This is a genomic window from Halomonas alkalicola, assembly GCF_030704205.1.
GTDB classification, from domain to species: Bacteria; Pseudomonadota; Gammaproteobacteria; order Pseudomonadales; family Halomonadaceae; genus Halomonas; species Halomonas alkalicola.
Genome location: NZ_CP131913.1, coordinates 3,199,381 through 3,214,083 on the forward strand (window position 1 = coordinate 3,199,381; position 14,703 = coordinate 3,214,083).

Genomic DNA, 14,703 nt, shown 5'->3' on the forward strand with positions numbered 1-14,703 from the left:
ATCGCTTTCAGGCGCGGCTGACCGCCCGGCGCACCCTGGGCAGGGCGCGGGCGACCGGGGGCAGGCGAGTCGCCATGATCAGCGCCGCGGCGACGGCATACATCACCCACTCCTTCAGGTCGGCACGCACGACCAAGAAGAAGTGCAGCAGGACCAGGCCGAGGATGGGGTAGGCGAGCCGGTGCAGCGGCTTCCAGCGCTTCCCCAGGCGGCGCATGGCCCAGTGGCTGGAGGTGGCGCCCAGCGCCATGAGGCCCAGCAGCGCCAGCATGCCGACGATGATGTAGGGCCGCTTGACCAGCTCGCTGCCGAGCAGCGCCCAGTCGAGCCCGAGAATGAACAGCGCATAGCTGAGCACGTGCAGGCAGGCGTAGGCGAGGGTCCAGAGCCCGAGCTGCCTGCGGATCAGGGTGAAGCCCTTCCAGCGGGTCAGGCGGGTCAGCGGCGTGAGGCTCAGGGTGAGCAGCAGCATCCAGAGCGCGCCGAGGCCGGTATTGAGCAGCAGGAAGCGCCCCGGTTCGGGGCCGGCGGCGTGGGTGGCCACCTGCCACGCCCATAGCGCGAGGGGCGCCAGCGCCGCCAGGAAGACCCCGCCGCGCCACAGCCACCAGCCATGCCTGGCCGTCATCAGTAATGGGTCCTCAGGTCCAGCCCGGCATAGAGGCTCGCCACCTCGTCGGCATAGCCGTTGAACAGCTGAGTCTCGATGATGTTGGGCCGGAAGAGGGTGTTGGGCAGCCGACGCTCGGTGGCCTGGCTCCAGCGGGGGTGGTCCACGTCGGGGTTCACGTTGGCGTAGAAGCCGTACTCGTCGGGGGCGATCTGCTGCCAGGTGTTCATCGGCTGCTCCTCGACCAGCGAGATGCGCACGATCGACTTGATGCTCTTGAAGCCGTACTTCCAGGGCACCACCAGCCGCAGGGGGGCGCCGTTCTGGTTGGGCAGCTCGCGACCGTACATGCCCATGGCCAGCAGCGTCAGCGGGTGCATGGCTTCGTCCAGGCGCAGTCCTTCCACGTAGGGCCAGTCGATGATCGAGAACGAGGAGCGCTGACCGCGCATCTGCTCCGGGTCTACCAGGGTTTCAAAGCGCACGTAGTTGGCTTTGCTGGTGGGGTCGGCACGCTTGATCACCTCGGCGAGGGGGATGCCCAGCCAGGGGATCACCATCGACCATGCCTCTACGCAGCGCAGGCGGTAGATACGCTCTTCAAACTGCGAGGGCCTGGCTAAGTCTTCCAGGGCAATACGCCCTCCGTTATTGACTTCGCCATCCACCACTACGCTCCAGGGCTGGGTTTCCAGGCTATCGGCATGACGGGCGGGGTCGCGCTTATCTGTGCCAAACTCGAAAAAATTGTTATAGCCACTGGCGTCATCAAAGGGCGTCAGCGCATCTTGTTCGGGATCGCTTGGGGTGATGGCTCGCCACTGGGTATCGCTGATCTTTTCCTCAAGCCACGCAGGCGCGTTGCCTTCAGGTACATCCGAGTAGTCGGCATTGGCACTTACGTTACCGGGTAGGGCAAGCCCCGCGCCCAACCCGGCGATACCCCCCATGAAGCGTCGACGTGAAAGATAGATGGACTCTGGAGTGACATCGGATTCGTGCAGATCACTTGGCTTGGCAATCTTTATCAGCATCTGGCACCTCACACCGGGGGTAAGCCTGTCAATGACATGCTTGGTAGCGACTTCGCTCAGTTTGCATGAGATTTATCACAGCCAGCTCCCCGGGTTATTACGTGTTTATAACGTCAGATGAGTGGGAAGCGTACGCCGGTAATCGTATGCAGAAAGAGGCTCCCCCGGAGGCAAGGTTCTCAGCGCGGATATCGCCGCCCTGAAGCGTCATGATTCTGCGGGCGATCGCCAGCCCTAGCCCGGCATGGCCAGAGCCGTCAGTGGCTTCGCCGCGATAGAAAGGATCAAAGATATGCGGTAGATCCTGTTCTGAAATACCCGTGCCGCTGTCCCGCACGCAGACCTCCGGTTCGCCACCCGCCTGGCCGACCACGACGTCAATGCGACCTCCAGCAGGGCTGTAGGCAATGGCGTTGCTGATCAGGTTATCCAGTACGCGCTCGGTCATGGCCAGGTCGGCGTAGGCGGTCGGCAACGCCGGATCTCCGCTCAGGGTTAGCGTCAACTGATTGTCACGAGCTGCCTGTTCGTGTTTCTGCACCACGTCGTGGACCAGTTCCGCCAGCGGGAAGGGCTCCGGCACGGGCTGTTTCTCCCTCGCCTCGAGGGCGGCAAGTTCGAAGAGCTCATCCACCAAGCGGCTCAACCGCCGGCCTTCCTTGAGCGCGATGTCGAGAAAGCGATCCTGCTCTTGCGGGCTGAGACGGTCACGTCGCAATTTCAGACTCTCGATATAGCCCTGCATGGACGCCAGCGGCGTGCGTAGATCATGGGATACCTGGGCGACCAGACGACGGCGCTGGGCATCCTTTTCCGTCAGCTGTTCGATCTGGCAGGCAATGCGGTGGGCCATTTCATCGAAGGTGACGCCCAGATAGTCGATCTCATCACGCACCACGGGCCGCCTGCCGTGCTGTGGGCTGAGGCTCATGTCGCTGTTCTCGAATTCCTCCACTAGCCGCGTCAGCGATCTCAGCCGGCGGGTCAGCAGGCGGAAGATCGTCAGTCCTGCGATCATTGCCACCACCAGGCTCACCAGCAGCGCCCAGGCGCTCATCTCCAGCACTTTGCCGCCTCGGGCCATGGTTTCCGCCGCGTCGTATTCCTCACCCCGCAATACCACATAAAGATAACCTTCGGGATTCTCCGCCCCTGGCACCGGGGTGACGGAAAAGACTTTCTGCCGGTCATGACTGCGGGGGTCGTCGCCGAGTAGCGGGTAGAGGTTCATGTCACTCATCAATCTATGTATGGGCGACAGTGAGACCTGGTTGCGTTTGATCTTCGTCGGGTCCGCGGAATAGGAGAGGATGGTGCCATCCAGGTCCAGCAGGTAGATCTCGATGCTGGGGTTGATCGTCATGTACAGAGCGAACAGCTCTTCCAGGGCGCTACGGTCAAGTTCTCCTTCGCTGACCAGATTCCTGTCTGATACCAGGTTCTTGGCCAGATCCTGGTAAAGCGCCTGGTTGACCGAGGCGCTATATTCACGCAACGAATAGAGGCTGATGAAGGTATACAGTAGGCCGACAGCCAGTAACAATAAAAACAGGCCCAAGGACAGCCGTGTGTAGAGTGTCTTCAGCATGGATCATTCACGGAAACGATAGCCCACCCCCCAAACCGTCTGGATAAACTCCGGTCTGGCTGGGTTCGTTTCGATCTTGCCCCGCAGGCGATTGATGTGGGTGTTGACGGTATGTTCGTAACCTTCGTGGCTGTAGCCCCACACGGTATCCAGTAGTTGGACACGGCTGAATACCCGCCCCGGATGGCTGGCAAAGTGCCAGAGCAGGTCAAACTCCCGCGCAGTAAGTTCGACTGGCTGATCCTTTACGAATACCCGACGGCGCAGTGGGTCAATACGCAGCCCATCGGCGGACAATTCTTCATTGCAGGTTGCTGCTGCCGCCGCAGATGCCATGGCATCCACGCGCCGGAACAAGGCCTTCACCCTCGCGGAGAGTTCGGCCACACTGAAGGGTTTGGTAAGGTAATCATCTGCCCCCATTTCCAGGCCCAGCACTCGGTCCAGTTCACTGCCTTTGGCCGTCAGCATCAATACGGGGACGTAGCCAGGGCCCGAGCGGATTTCACGACACACCGACAGCCCGTCCATGCCGGGCAACATCAGGTCGAGGATTACCAGGTCGATATCCCCCTCACGAAAGCGCGTAAGACCGGTATCACCCCGTTCACAAAGAACGGGGTTCATACCAAGTTCGGTCACGTGCATGCTTACGAGTTCACCGATACCCGGGTTGTCTTCGACAATCAGTACGTTTCGCGTCATGGGCTCCTTGCTCTAGGCACGTGAATGGCCGCGATGAAACCCGGGAGCCTGAGGTTTACATGCTCTCGCTTTCCATCTCTTCATCCATGTCCATATCGTCTCCCATATCCATGTCGTCTTCCATGTCACCGTTCATTTCCATGTCGCTTTCCATTTCCATGGAGTCGGACATGCCTTCCCTTTTCATGTCGCTCTCGTCCATGGATTCATGCATGTCGTCTTCCATCATGCCCTCTTCGGACATCATTTCATCCGCCTGGCTGGCCGTTGTCATCAGGCTGAAGATACAGATTGCAGCAACTGCAGTGAACTTGCTCATAGTGATTTCTCCTCCGAAGATGAAGCCTGCCGGGCTGGCAGGCTCGAACCTATCGTGGATGCACGGCATCACGGGAGAATCACGGGGTGATTAAGAGTGTATCGCGCAAAGTTCACAAATGTATCACGGCCGGGCTTCGTATCCGCTCGACGACGTTTCGGGCGAAGCCCTAGGTCAGGCCGCGGTGGGCTGGCGTAGCTGACTTGCCTCATCGCTGAAGCGATGCCAGCGCCGCGGAACGGCGTACAGGCGCGTACCGCGTGTGAGGTGGAGCCTTTCGTAATCGGCGTGGCTCACCGTGGCCAGCCAGGGCTCGCCCAGCCAGTCCGCCTCCAGCTCCACGCGCACTTCGGCGCCCACCGGTGAAATGGCGGTCACGCACACCGGCAGGTGGGCGTGCTGTGTGGCGCTGGGCGCGAGCTCCAGCTCGTGCGGGCGCAGCAGCAGCTCTTCGGGGCCGTCCTTGAGATCCACGGCCAGGCGTGCATCGCCACAGGTCAGCACGCCGTTGCGCACCGTGCCTTCGAGGTGATTGACGTCGCCCAGGAACTCGAACACGAAGCGGTTGGCCGGATGACGATAGAGTTCGTCGGGGGTGTCGATCTGCTCGATGCGGCCGTTGCTCATCACCACCACGCGGTCGGAGAGCTCCAGCGCCTCCTCCTGATCGTGGGTGACGAACAGGCTGGTGAAGTTGAGCTCGTCGTGCAGATGGCGCAGCCAGCGGCGCAGCTCCTGGCGAACCTTGGCATCCAGCGCGCCGAAGGGTTCGTCGAGCAGCAGCTCGTCGGGGCGCAGGGCCAGGGCGCGTGCCAGCGAGCCCCGCTGCTGCTGACCGCCGGAGAGCTGGGCGGGGTAGCGGTGGGCCATATGCTCGAGCTTGACCATCTCCAGCAGGCGATGCACCCGGCTGCGAATCTCGCCGCTCGAGGGACGACTCTTGCGCGGCATCACCGTGAGGCCGAAGGCCACGTTGTCGAACACCGTCATGTGTCGGAACAGCGCGTAGTGCTGGAACACGAAGCCGATGCGCCGGTCGCGCACGTGCAGATGGGTCACGTCGCGCTCGCCGAACAGGATGCGGGCGCCGGCCACGTTGTCTGCCGTTTCCAGTCCGGCAATGATGCGCAGCAGCGTGGTCTTGCCGGAGCCGGAGGGGCCGAGCAGGCCGACCAGCTCGCCTTCGGCGATGTCCAGATCGATCGGCTCCAGCGCCTGGGTCCTGCCGAAGTGCTTGCCGATCTCGTGAAGGCGGATGCTCATGGGTGAACCTCCCGGCGCGCAGCGCGCCATTCCAGGCCGGCCTTGGCGACCAGCGTGAGCAGGGCGATCAGTGCCAGCAGCGATGCGCTGGCGAAGGCGCCCACGGTATTGTAGTCCTGATAGAGCTGCTCCAGGTGCAGCGGCAGGGTGTTGGTCTGACCGCGGATGGCACCGGAAACCACGGAGACGGCGCCGAACTCGCCCACTGCCCGGGCGTTGGTCAGGATCACGCCATAGAGCAGCGCCCAGCGGATGTTGGGCAGGGTGACCCGGCGGAAGATCGTCCAGCCCGGGGCACCCAGGGTCACGGCGGCCTCTTCCTCGCGAGAGCCCTGAGCCTGCATCAGCGGGATCAGCTCGCGGGCAACGAAGGGGCAGGTGACGAAGATGGTCACCAGCAGGATGCCGGGCCAGGCGAACATCAACTGAATGTCGTGGCCGTCGAGCCAGTTGCCCAGCCAGCCGGTGCGGCCGTAGAGCAGCAGGTAGACCAGGCCCGCCACCACCGGGGATACGGCGAAGGGAATGTCGATCAGGGTCTGCAGGATGCGCCGCCCCGGGAAGCGGAAGCGGGTCACCAGCCAGGCCAGCGCCACGCCGAACACCAGGCACACCGGAATCGTCAGCACGGCGATGAACAGGGTCAGCTGAATCGCCGCCAGGGTGTAGTGGTTGGTGACGTTGGCCCAGAACACGTCGATGCCCCGGGCGAAGGCCTGGGCGAAGATCGCCACCAGCGGCAGCAGCAGGAACAGGGCCGCCAGTACCACGGCGGCGCCGATCAGCAGACGCCGAACGGCGATGCCATCTCCGATTCGTTGCATCAGCCGTGTCCTCCGTGCAGGCGCTTGATGAAGCGGCCCTGCCAGATGTTGATGGCCAGCAGCAGCGCCAGCGACACGAAGAGCACCACCGAGGCGATGGCCGAGGCGCCGGCGTAGTCGTACTCCTGAAGGCGCACGAAGATCATCAGCGCGGTGATCTCGGTCTCGTAGGGCATGTTGCCGGCGATGAAGATGATGGCGCCGAACTCGCCCAGCGAGCGCACGAAGGCGAGCCCCGTGCCGGTGACCAGCGCCGGCCACAGGTGGGGCAGGATCACCCGCCGAAACGCCGTGGCGTCACTGGCGCCCAGCGTCAGCGCCGCCTCGTCCACTTCATGGGGCAGGTCCTCCAGCACCGGCTGCACGGTACGCACCACGAAGGGGATGCTGGTGAAGGCCATGGCGAGCGCGATGCCCACCCAGGTGTAGGCCACCTGCAGCCCCAGCGGCTCGAGCAGTCGGCCCATCCAGCCGTTGCTCGAGTAGAGGGTGGCCAGGGTGATGCCGGCCACCGCCGTGGGCAGGGCGAAGGGGAGGTCCATCAGGGCGTCGAGCAGGCGCTTGCCGGGAAACTCGTAGCGCACCAGCACCCAGGCCAGCAGCAGGCCGAAGGCGGCGTTGACCAGCGCCGCCACGAAGGCGGCGCCGATGGTGACCGTGTAGCTGGCCACCACCCGGCCATCGCTGATGATCGCCCAGTACTCGGCGAGGCTCAGTCCGGCCAGCTGGCCGAACAGGCCGGTCATCGGCAGCAGCAGCACCAGCGACACGAACAGCAGGCTCACGCCCAGCGACAGGCCGAACCCCGGCAGCACCCGCTTGGGGGCGCGGCCGATGGCGAAGGGAAGGGCGCGGGTGCTCATGGACGTGGCTCGTCTCCGAAGGCGCGGGTGGCTCAGCGGCGCTGCAGCTGATCGAGCAGGGCGCCGCCGGCAAAGTGCTCTTCCATGGCTTGATCCCAGCTGCCGAAGATCTCCTCGACGCGCAGAAGCTCGGTCTCCGGGAACTGGTCGGCGAACTCCTCGACCACCGCTTCGTGGTGCACGCGGTAGTTGAAGCCGGCCAGGGTGCGCTGGGCCTCCTCGCCGTAGAGGTACTCCACGTAGGCCTGGGCCAGGTCGCTGTTGCCGTTGCGCTCGGCGTTGGGAGCGACCACCGCCACCGGGAACTCCGCCAGGATGCTGACCGGCGGCACGATCACTTCATAGTCGTCCTCGCCGTATTCGCCGCGGATGTTGTTGACCTCGGACTCGAAGCTGATCAGCACGTCGCCCAGGCCGCGCTCGATGAAGCTGGTGGTGGCGCCGCGGCCGCCGGTGTCGAACACCGCCACGTTGCGCAGGAAGGTGCGCATGAAGTCGTGGATCTGCTCCTCGTCGCCGTCGAAGTGCTGGTCGGCGAAGCCCCAGGCGGCCAGGTAGGTGTAGCGGCCGTTGCCGGAGGTCTTGGGATTGGGGAAGACCATGCGGACATCGTCGCGTACCAGGTCATCCCAGCTCTCGATGCCCTTGGGGTTGTCCTTGCGCACCAGGAAGGCGGTGGTGGAGTAGTAGGGCGAGGCGTTGTTGGGCAGGGCCTCCTGCCACGCCTCGTCCACCAGGCCGCCGTCGGCCAGGGCCTGGACGTCGGTGACCTGGTTGTAGGTCACCACGTCGGCGCGCAGCCCCTGCAGGATGGCGCGGGCCTGGGCGGAGGAGCCGCCGTGGGACTGGCTGACCGCCACCGTCTCGCCCTGGGTCTCCTGCCAGTGGGCCACGAAGTCGGGGTTGATGGCCGAGAAGAGCTCGCGGGCGATGTCGTAGGAGGAGTTGAGCAGCTCGCGCTCTGCCGCCGCGGCCGGGCCGGCGAGGCCTACGCCGAGGGCGATGGCAAGCAGCGAGCGCTGAAAGAGGGGGCGCAGGGTCATGGAAGGCACTCCGGAACTTGGTGAGATTGCCGGAAGAGTAAATCTCGACAATAGTAATTACAATGGTTTTTTTTATTCGATTAAAGAATATATCCCTGCGGGGAGCGTATCGCCCCTGCGCTGCCGGGCCGCCTGAGCCTCTGGTAGAATATGCCCTCTCGCAAGCGACCCCTGGACACCGTCATGACCGATGTGCCCCGCGACTTCCTGATCGCCCCCTCGATCCTCTCCGCCAATTTCGCCCGCCTGGGTGAGGAGGTGGATGACGTGCTGGCCTCCGGCGCGGATATCGTCCACTTCGACGTGATGGACAACCACTATGTGCCCAACCTGACCATCGGGCCCATGGTCTGCGAGGCGCTCCGCAAGCACGGTGTCACCGCGCCCATCGACGTGCATCTGATGGTGCGCCCGGTGGATCGGCTGATCGGCGACTTCATCGACGCCGGCGCCAGCATCATCACCTTCCACCCCGAGGCCTCGGACCACATCGACCGCTCGCTGCAGCTGATCCGCGACGGCGGCTGCCAGGCGGGCCTGGTGTTCAATCCGGCCACGCCGCTCTCCTATCTCGACTACGTGATGGATAAGGTGGACATGGTGTTGCTGATGAGCGTCAACCCCGGCTTCGGCGGCCAGGCCTTCATCCCCGGCACCCTGGACAAGCTGCGCGAGGCGCGGAGCCGCATCGACGCCTCCGGCCGCGATATTCGCCTCGAGATCGACGGTGGGGTGAAGGTGGAGAACATCGCCGAGATCGCCCGGGCCGGCGCCGACACCTTCGTGGCGGGCTCGGCGGTGTTCAAGGCCAGAAACGAGGCCGACCCGCACCGCTACGACTCCGTGCTGCGTGACTTCCGAGAGCAGCTGGCCGGCGCGCGCTGAGGCCGTGAGCGAGCAGCCCCCCGCCGCCGAGGCGCCGGTCTGGCACCTCTACCTGCTGGAGACGGCGGGCGGGGCGCTCTATACCGGCATCACCACCGACGTCGACCGGCGCCTGGCGGAGCATGCCGCCGGCCGAGGCGCCAAGGCGCTGCGCGGCCGCGGCCCCCTGACCCTGCGTCACCGCGAGCCGGTGGGCAGCCACGGCGAGGCGCTGCGCCTCGAGGCCGAGATCAAGCGGCTCTCGGCGACCCGCAAGCGCGCCTGGCTGGCGGCACGCCAGCCAGTGCAGGACGATCAGCAACGCATAGGAGCAAGCATGCACCCCATTCTCGACGGTATCGAGCTGGTGGCCTTCGACCTGGACGGCACCCTGATCGACTCGGTGCCCGATCTGGCGCTGGCCGTGGACGCGGCCCTGGCAGACCTCGGCCTCCCCGCCGCCGGCGAGGCGAGGGTGCGCGACTGGGTCGGCAACGGCTCGCTGGTATTGATGGAGCGCGCGCTAAGGTTCGCCGCTGATGCTGACGCCGGTGCCGGCGAGGCTGATCCGGCGACAGCCCTGCGAGGGGGCGCTGTGAACCCCTCCCTGGGCGCTACCGATGCCGTCCCTGGCATAGGACCCCCTCTTCGGGCTGTCCCCGGCGCCTCGCCCGATGGCGCCTCGCAAGCTGTCGACACTACCCTGTTGGAGCGCGCGCACGCGGCATTTCTGGCGCACTACGGCCGCGACCCCGGCGCCCATACCCGGCTCTACCCCGGCGTGCGCGAGTGCCTGGATGCCCTGCGTGAGCGCGGCCTGCCGCTGGCGCTGGTGACCAACAAGCCCTATGCCTTTATTGCCCCGCTGCTGGAGGGGCTGGCGCTTGCCGAGCACTTCGCCCTCTGCCTGGGTGGCGACAGCCTGCCAGAGAAGAAGCCTCATCCGGCGCCGCTGCTGCACGTGGCCAGCCACTTCGGCCTGGCCCCTCGGGCCTGCCTGATGGTGGGGGACTCCCGTCACGATATCGCCGCCGGTCAGGCCGCGGGCTTTCGTACCCTGGCGGTGCCCTACGGCTACAACCACGGCGAGCCGGTGCGCGAGAGCGGCCCGGATGGCGTGGTTGAATCGCTGGTGGAACTCGTTTAACGTGAATTCGGCTAATGCTATAAGCGCGGCCTAATCAATATGTTATTGCTATAAGAAGCGGAAGCCTCTCGATGAACAGCCGCACCCTGTCGGACACCTGCCCTGCCTTCGGTGGCGCCCCGGCCGCCGAGCCCCGCCTGCGCCGCTCGCCGCTCCGCTCGCCGCTCCGCGGCGGCTGGCGATGGTGACGCTCCTTCCATGTTGAGCCGCGGCGCTGGCTACCTTCAGGTCGCGCCGCCCTGCGCCCCATCGCCAACCCGTTACACCGAGGATTCCCGGGCATGATGACTCCCGAACGCTTCCGCGAGCTGGCCGACGCCGGCTACAACCGTATTCCGGTCACCCGCGAGGTGCTGGCCGATCTCGACACCCCGCTCTCCACCTACCTCAAGCTGGCCAATGCCCCCTGGTCCTTCCTGCTGGAGTCCGTACAGGGCGGCGAGAAGTGGGGGCGCTACTCCATCATCGGCCTGCCCAGCCGCGAGCGCATCGAGGTGCGCGGCTTCACGGTGAGCCATATCGTCGACGGCGAGCAGCAGTGTGTGGCCGAGGTGGAGGACCCGCTGGCGTGGATCGAACAGTTCCAGGCCCGCTTCAGGGTGCCGCGCCTGGACGACCAGCCGCGCTTCGACGGTGGCCTGGTGGGCTACTTCGGCTACGACACCATCCGCTATATCGAGCCGCGGCTTCGCAGTGAGGCCGCCGCCGCCAAGCCCGACCCGCTGGGCGTGCCCGATATCCTGCTGATGGTGTGCGACGAGTTGGTGGTCTTCGACAACCTCTCCGGGCGCCTGGCGCTCTGGACCCATGCCGACCCCGCCGAGCCAAAGGCCTACCCCCGGGCGGTGCAGCGCCTGGAAGAGCTGGAGATCCGCCTGCGTAGCGCCACCCTCAATACCATCAGTCCCGGTACCGGTGGCGCCGCGGTGGAGGAGGGGGACTTCACCTCCGGCTTCACCGAGGCGGGTTTCAAGGCCGCGGTGGAGACCATCAAGGAGTACGTGCTGGCCGGCGACGTGATGCAGTGCGTGCCCTCCCAGCGCATGTCGATTCCCTATCGCGCCGCCCCTCTGGACCTCTATCGCGCCCTGCGCAGCTTGAACCCCTCGCCCTACATGTTCTTCCTCGACCTCGGCGATCATCAGGTGGCCGGCTCCTCGCCGGAAATTCTGACCCGCCTGGAGGAGGGCGAGGTGACGGTGCGCCCCATCGCCGGGACCCGCAAGCGCGGCCGCAGCGAGGAGGAGGACCAGGCGCTGGAGGCGGAGCTTCTGGCCGACCCCAAGGAGCGCGCCGAGCACCTGATGCTGATCGATCTGGGCCGCAACGACGTGGGGCGCATCAGCGAGACCGGTTCGGTGAAGGTCACCGAGGAGATGGTGGTGGAGCGCTACTCCCACGTCATGCATATCGTCTCCAACGTCACCGGCCGGCTCTCGCCGGGGCTTACCGCCATGGACGCCCTGCGCGCCACCTTCCCGGCGGGCACCGTCTCCGGGGCGCCCAAGATCCGCGCGCTTGAGATCATCGACGAGCTCGAACCGGTCAAGCGCGGCATCTACTCCGGCGCCGTGGGCTACCTCTCCTGGCACGGCAACATGGACACCGCCATCGCCATCCGCACCGCGGTGATCAAGGATGGCCAGCTGCACGTCCAGGCGGGTGCCGGCATCGTCGCCGACTCCGTGCCCGAGATGGAGTGGCAAGAGACCCTCAACAAGGGGCGCGCCCTGTTCCGCGCCGTGGCCATGGCCGAGCGCGGCCTGGACAACCTCGAATAAGGCGCCGGAGAGATCCCATGAAAGTCTGCATGATCGACAACTTCGACAGCTTCACCTACAACGTGGTGCAGTACCTGGCCGAGCTGGGGGCCGAGGTGATCACCCACCGCAACGACGCCATCACCCTCGAGCAGATCGAGGCCATGGCGCCGAGCCATCTGGTGATCTCGCCGGGGCCCTGCACCCCCAACGAGGCGGGCATCTCCATGGCGGCCATTCGCCACTTCGCCGGCCGGCTGCCGATACTTGGCATCTGCCTGGGCCACCAGGCCATCGGTCAGGTCTACGGCGGCGAGGTGGTACGCGCCCCCCAGGTGATGCACGGCAAGACCTCGGCCATTCGCCACTCGGGCCTGGGGGTCTTCGCAGGCCTCGATGACCCCTTGGAGGTGACCCGCTATCACTCGCTGGTGGTGGAGCGCGCCTCGCTGCCCGACTGCCTGGAGATCACCGCCTGGACCGCTGACGATGACGTCACCCCGGGGCTGATCATGGGCCTGCGCCACCGGGAGCTCGACGTGGAGGGGGTGCAGTTCCACCCGGAGTCGATCCTCACCCGCCAGGGCCATGAGCTCCTGGCCAACTTTCTACAGCGTCGTCCTCAAGCGCCGCTGGGCCGTGCCTGAGTCGAGGAGAGCCATGATGCAGATGCGAGATGCCCTGGGCGCCCTGCTGCGCCGCGAGAACCTCAGCTTCGCCGAGACCCACGAGGTGATGCGCCAGATCATGACCGGGGAGGCCGGCGACGCTCAGATCGCCGCCTTCCTGATGGGCATGGCCATGAAGGGCGAGACCGCCGAGGAGATCAGCGCCGCCGCCCAGGTGATGCGCGAGCTGATGAAGCCGGTGCGGCTGCCGGCCGCGCTCGAGAACGTGGTGGACATCGTCGGCACCGGCGGCGACGGCGCCAACCTCTTCAACGTCTCCACCGCGGCCAGCTTCGTGGTGGCCGCCGCCGGCGGCCACGTGGCCAAGCACGGCAACCGCGGCGTCTCCTCCTCGTCGGGGAGCGCCGACCTCTTCGCTGTGGCCGGCATCCACCTGGACATCGACGCCGAGCAGGTGGCGCGCTGCATCGCCGAGGTGGGCGTGGGCTTCATGTTCGCCCCCAACCACCACCCGGCCATGCGCCATGCGGTGGGGCCGCGTCGGGAGATGGGCGTGCGCACCCTGTTCAATATCCTCGGCCCCCTGACCAACCCCGCCGGCGCCCCCAACCAGGTGCTGGGTGTCTACTCCCCGGAGCTGGTGCCGCTGATGGCCGAGGTGCTACGCCGCCTGGGCAGCCGCCACGTGCTGGTGGTGCATGCGCAAGATGGCCTCGACGAGATCTCCCTGGCCCAGCCGACCCTGGTGGCCGAGCTGAAGGAGGGCAAGATCACCGAGTACGTGATCACCCCTGAGGAGCTCGGCATCCCGCGTCAATCCCTGGACCCGCTGCGGGTGCAGTCCGCCGAGGACAGCCTGCGGCTGGTGGAGCAGGCGCTGGTGGGTGAAGGCCCGGCGGCGGATATCGTCGCCCTCAACGCCGGTGCGGCGCTCTATGCGTCGGGTATCGCCGACAGCCTCAAGGAGGGCGTGGCCCTGGCCCAGGACGCCCAGGCCTCCAGGCTGCCCCTGGAGAAGCTCAGGGAGCTGGCCAACTTCACCCGGGTCTTCCTGCAGTGAGCGCGCCCCGTTCTCTCGGCGCACCCCCTGTCTCAGCGCACCGCCTACAAGGAGTCACATCATGAGCGCATCCCCTGGGGCGACCCCCACCATCCTGACCCGCATTCTGGCGCGCAAGGACGAGGAGGTGGCCGAGCGCTCCCGCGCCGTCCCCGAGGCCGAGCTGCTGCGCCTGGCCGCCGAGCAGAGCGCACCGCGCGGCTTCGTGGCGGCCATGCAGCGCATGATCGCCGCCGGCGACCCGGCCGTGATCGCCGAGGTCAAGAAGGCCTCCCCCTCCAGGGGGGTGATCCGCGAGGACTTTCACCCCGCCGAGATCGCCGCGAGCTACGCCAAGGGCGGCGCCGCCTGCCTCTCGGTGCTCACCGATGCCGACTTCTTCCAGGGCCACGAGGACTACCTGATCGAGGCCCGTGACGCCTGTGAGCTTCCGGTGATCCGCAAGGACTTCATCACCCACGGCTACCAGGTGAGCGAGGCCCGGGCCATCGGCGCCGACTGCATCCTCCTGATCGTCGCCGCCCTGGACGATGCGCAGATGGCGGACCTCAACCGCCAGGCCATCGAGCTCGGCATGGACGTGCTGGTGGAGGTGCACGACGTCCGTGAACTCGAGCGCGCGCTCAGGCTGGACCTCTCCCTGGTGGGCATCAACAACCGCGACCTGCACACCTTCGACACTACCCTTGACACCACCCTGGAGCTGCTGCCGCGCATCCCGAAGGAGGTGACCGTGGTGACCGAGTCGGGCATCCACACCCGCGGCGACGTGCTGCGCATGCGCGAGCACGACGTCAACGCCTTCCTGGGGGGCGAGGCCTTTATGCGCGAGGCCGACCCCGGCGAGGCGCTGCGCCGGCTGTTCTTCTGAGGCCGACCGGCTGGCGCCGCGCTCCAAGAGCGGCTAAGAGTGGGAGGCTGGTTCTGCCGGCGGGCAACGATTCGACGAAGGGAGGCCGCAGGCCTCCCTATAACTATTCGGCAGGGTCCTTTG

The 14,703-nt window shown here is 66.0% G+C and carries 15 protein-coding genes and 1 pseudogene; 7 read left to right on the forward strand and 9 right to left on the reverse strand.

From position 1 onward, the window contains the following. Positions 1–7: 7 nt before the first annotated feature. From msrQ to cysP, 9 genes are all read right to left on the reverse strand, one after another. The gene (gene msrQ / locus B6N23_RS15045) at positions 8–628 is read right to left on the reverse strand and encodes a protein-methionine-sulfoxide reductase heme-binding subunit MsrQ (protein ID WP_305500365.1); all 621 of its coding nucleotides are present in this window, start codon (positions 626–628) and stop codon (positions 8–10) included. Further along, positions 628–1,644, reverse strand: a complete 1,017-nt coding sequence (msrP, locus tag B6N23_RS15050) for a protein-methionine-sulfoxide reductase catalytic subunit MsrP (protein WP_305500367.1) — start codon at positions 1,642–1,644, stop codon at positions 628–630. The genes msrQ and msrP overlap by 1 nt, the downstream gene beginning before the upstream one ends. A 97-nt stretch (positions 1,645–1,741) precedes the next feature. After that, positions 1,742–3,232: a sensor histidine kinase gene (locus B6N23_RS15055; RefSeq protein ID WP_305500369.1), complete on the reverse strand. Its 1,491-nt coding sequence runs from the start codon at positions 3,230–3,232 to the stop codon at positions 1,742–1,744. A 3-nt stretch (positions 3,233–3,235) separates the two neighbouring features. Then, complete coding sequence (locus B6N23_RS15060) at positions 3,236–3,937, reverse strand: response regulator transcription factor (protein ID WP_305500371.1); 702 nt, start codon at positions 3,935–3,937, stop codon at positions 3,236–3,238. A gap of 55 nt (positions 3,938–3,992) precedes the next feature. Further along, complete coding sequence (locus tag B6N23_RS15065) at positions 3,993–4,256, reverse strand: hypothetical protein (RefSeq protein ID WP_305500373.1); 264 nt, start codon at positions 4,254–4,256, stop codon at positions 3,993–3,995. Between the two features lie 174 nt (positions 4,257–4,430). Next, positions 4,431–5,519 (reverse strand): sulfate/molybdate ABC transporter ATP-binding protein, encoded by a 1,089-nt coding sequence (locus tag B6N23_RS15070; protein ID WP_305500375.1) that lies wholly within the window; start codon positions 5,517–5,519, stop codon positions 4,431–4,433. Next, positions 5,516–6,343: a sulfate ABC transporter permease subunit CysW gene (gene cysW / locus B6N23_RS15075; protein WP_086511627.1), complete on the reverse strand. Its 828-nt coding sequence runs from the start codon at positions 6,341–6,343 to the stop codon at positions 5,516–5,518. Before cysW ends, B6N23_RS15070 begins: the two co-directional genes overlap by 4 nt. Continuing rightward, complete coding sequence (cysT, locus tag B6N23_RS15080) at positions 6,343–7,206, reverse strand: sulfate ABC transporter permease subunit CysT (RefSeq protein ID WP_305500380.1); 864 nt, start codon at positions 7,204–7,206, stop codon at positions 6,343–6,345. The genes cysW and cysT overlap by 1 nt, the downstream gene beginning before the upstream one ends. 32 nt (positions 7,207–7,238) lie before the next feature. Next, entirely contained in the window at positions 7,239–8,249 is a 1,011-nt protein-coding gene (cysP, locus tag B6N23_RS15085; RefSeq protein WP_305500382.1) for a thiosulfate ABC transporter substrate-binding protein CysP, read from the reverse strand. 183 nt (positions 8,250–8,432) lie between these two features. On the opposite strand from cysP, the gene rpe reads away from it, so the two are divergent. From rpe to trpC, 7 genes and pseudogenes are all read left to right on the forward strand, one after another. After that, entirely contained in the window at positions 8,433–9,134 is a 702-nt protein-coding gene (gene rpe / locus B6N23_RS15090) for a ribulose-phosphate 3-epimerase (RefSeq protein WP_302139112.1), read from the forward strand. 4 nt (positions 9,135–9,138) lie between these two features. Then, positions 9,139–9,378 (forward strand): annotated as a pseudogene (locus B6N23_RS15095) (GIY-YIG nuclease family protein); the annotation flags it as partial. A gap of 72 nt (positions 9,379–9,450) precedes the next feature. Beyond that, entirely contained in the window at positions 9,451–10,260 is an 810-nt protein-coding gene (gene gph / locus B6N23_RS15100; protein WP_305503833.1) for a phosphoglycolate phosphatase, read from the forward strand. Positions 10,261–10,544: 284 nt separating this feature from the next. Beyond that, positions 10,545–12,041: an anthranilate synthase component I gene (gene trpE, locus B6N23_RS15105; protein WP_305503835.1), complete on the forward strand. Its 1,497-nt coding sequence runs from the start codon at positions 10,545–10,547 to the stop codon at positions 12,039–12,041. A gap of 17 nt (positions 12,042–12,058) precedes the next feature. Further along, positions 12,059–12,667, forward strand: coding sequence for an anthranilate synthase component II (locus tag B6N23_RS15110; RefSeq protein ID WP_305500384.1), 609 nt, complete (start codon positions 12,059–12,061; stop codon positions 12,665–12,667). Positions 12,668–12,683: 16 nt separating this feature from the next. Beyond that, positions 12,684–13,709: an anthranilate phosphoribosyltransferase gene (trpD, locus tag B6N23_RS15115; RefSeq protein WP_305503837.1), complete on the forward strand. Its 1,026-nt coding sequence runs from the start codon at positions 12,684–12,686 to the stop codon at positions 13,707–13,709. A gap of 61 nt (positions 13,710–13,770) precedes the next feature. Continuing rightward, on the forward strand, positions 13,771–14,580 hold the full coding sequence (gene trpC / locus B6N23_RS15120; RefSeq protein WP_305500386.1) for an indole-3-glycerol phosphate synthase TrpC: 810 nt from the start codon (positions 13,771–13,773) through the stop codon (positions 14,578–14,580). Positions 14,581–14,703: the final 123 nt, after the last annotated feature.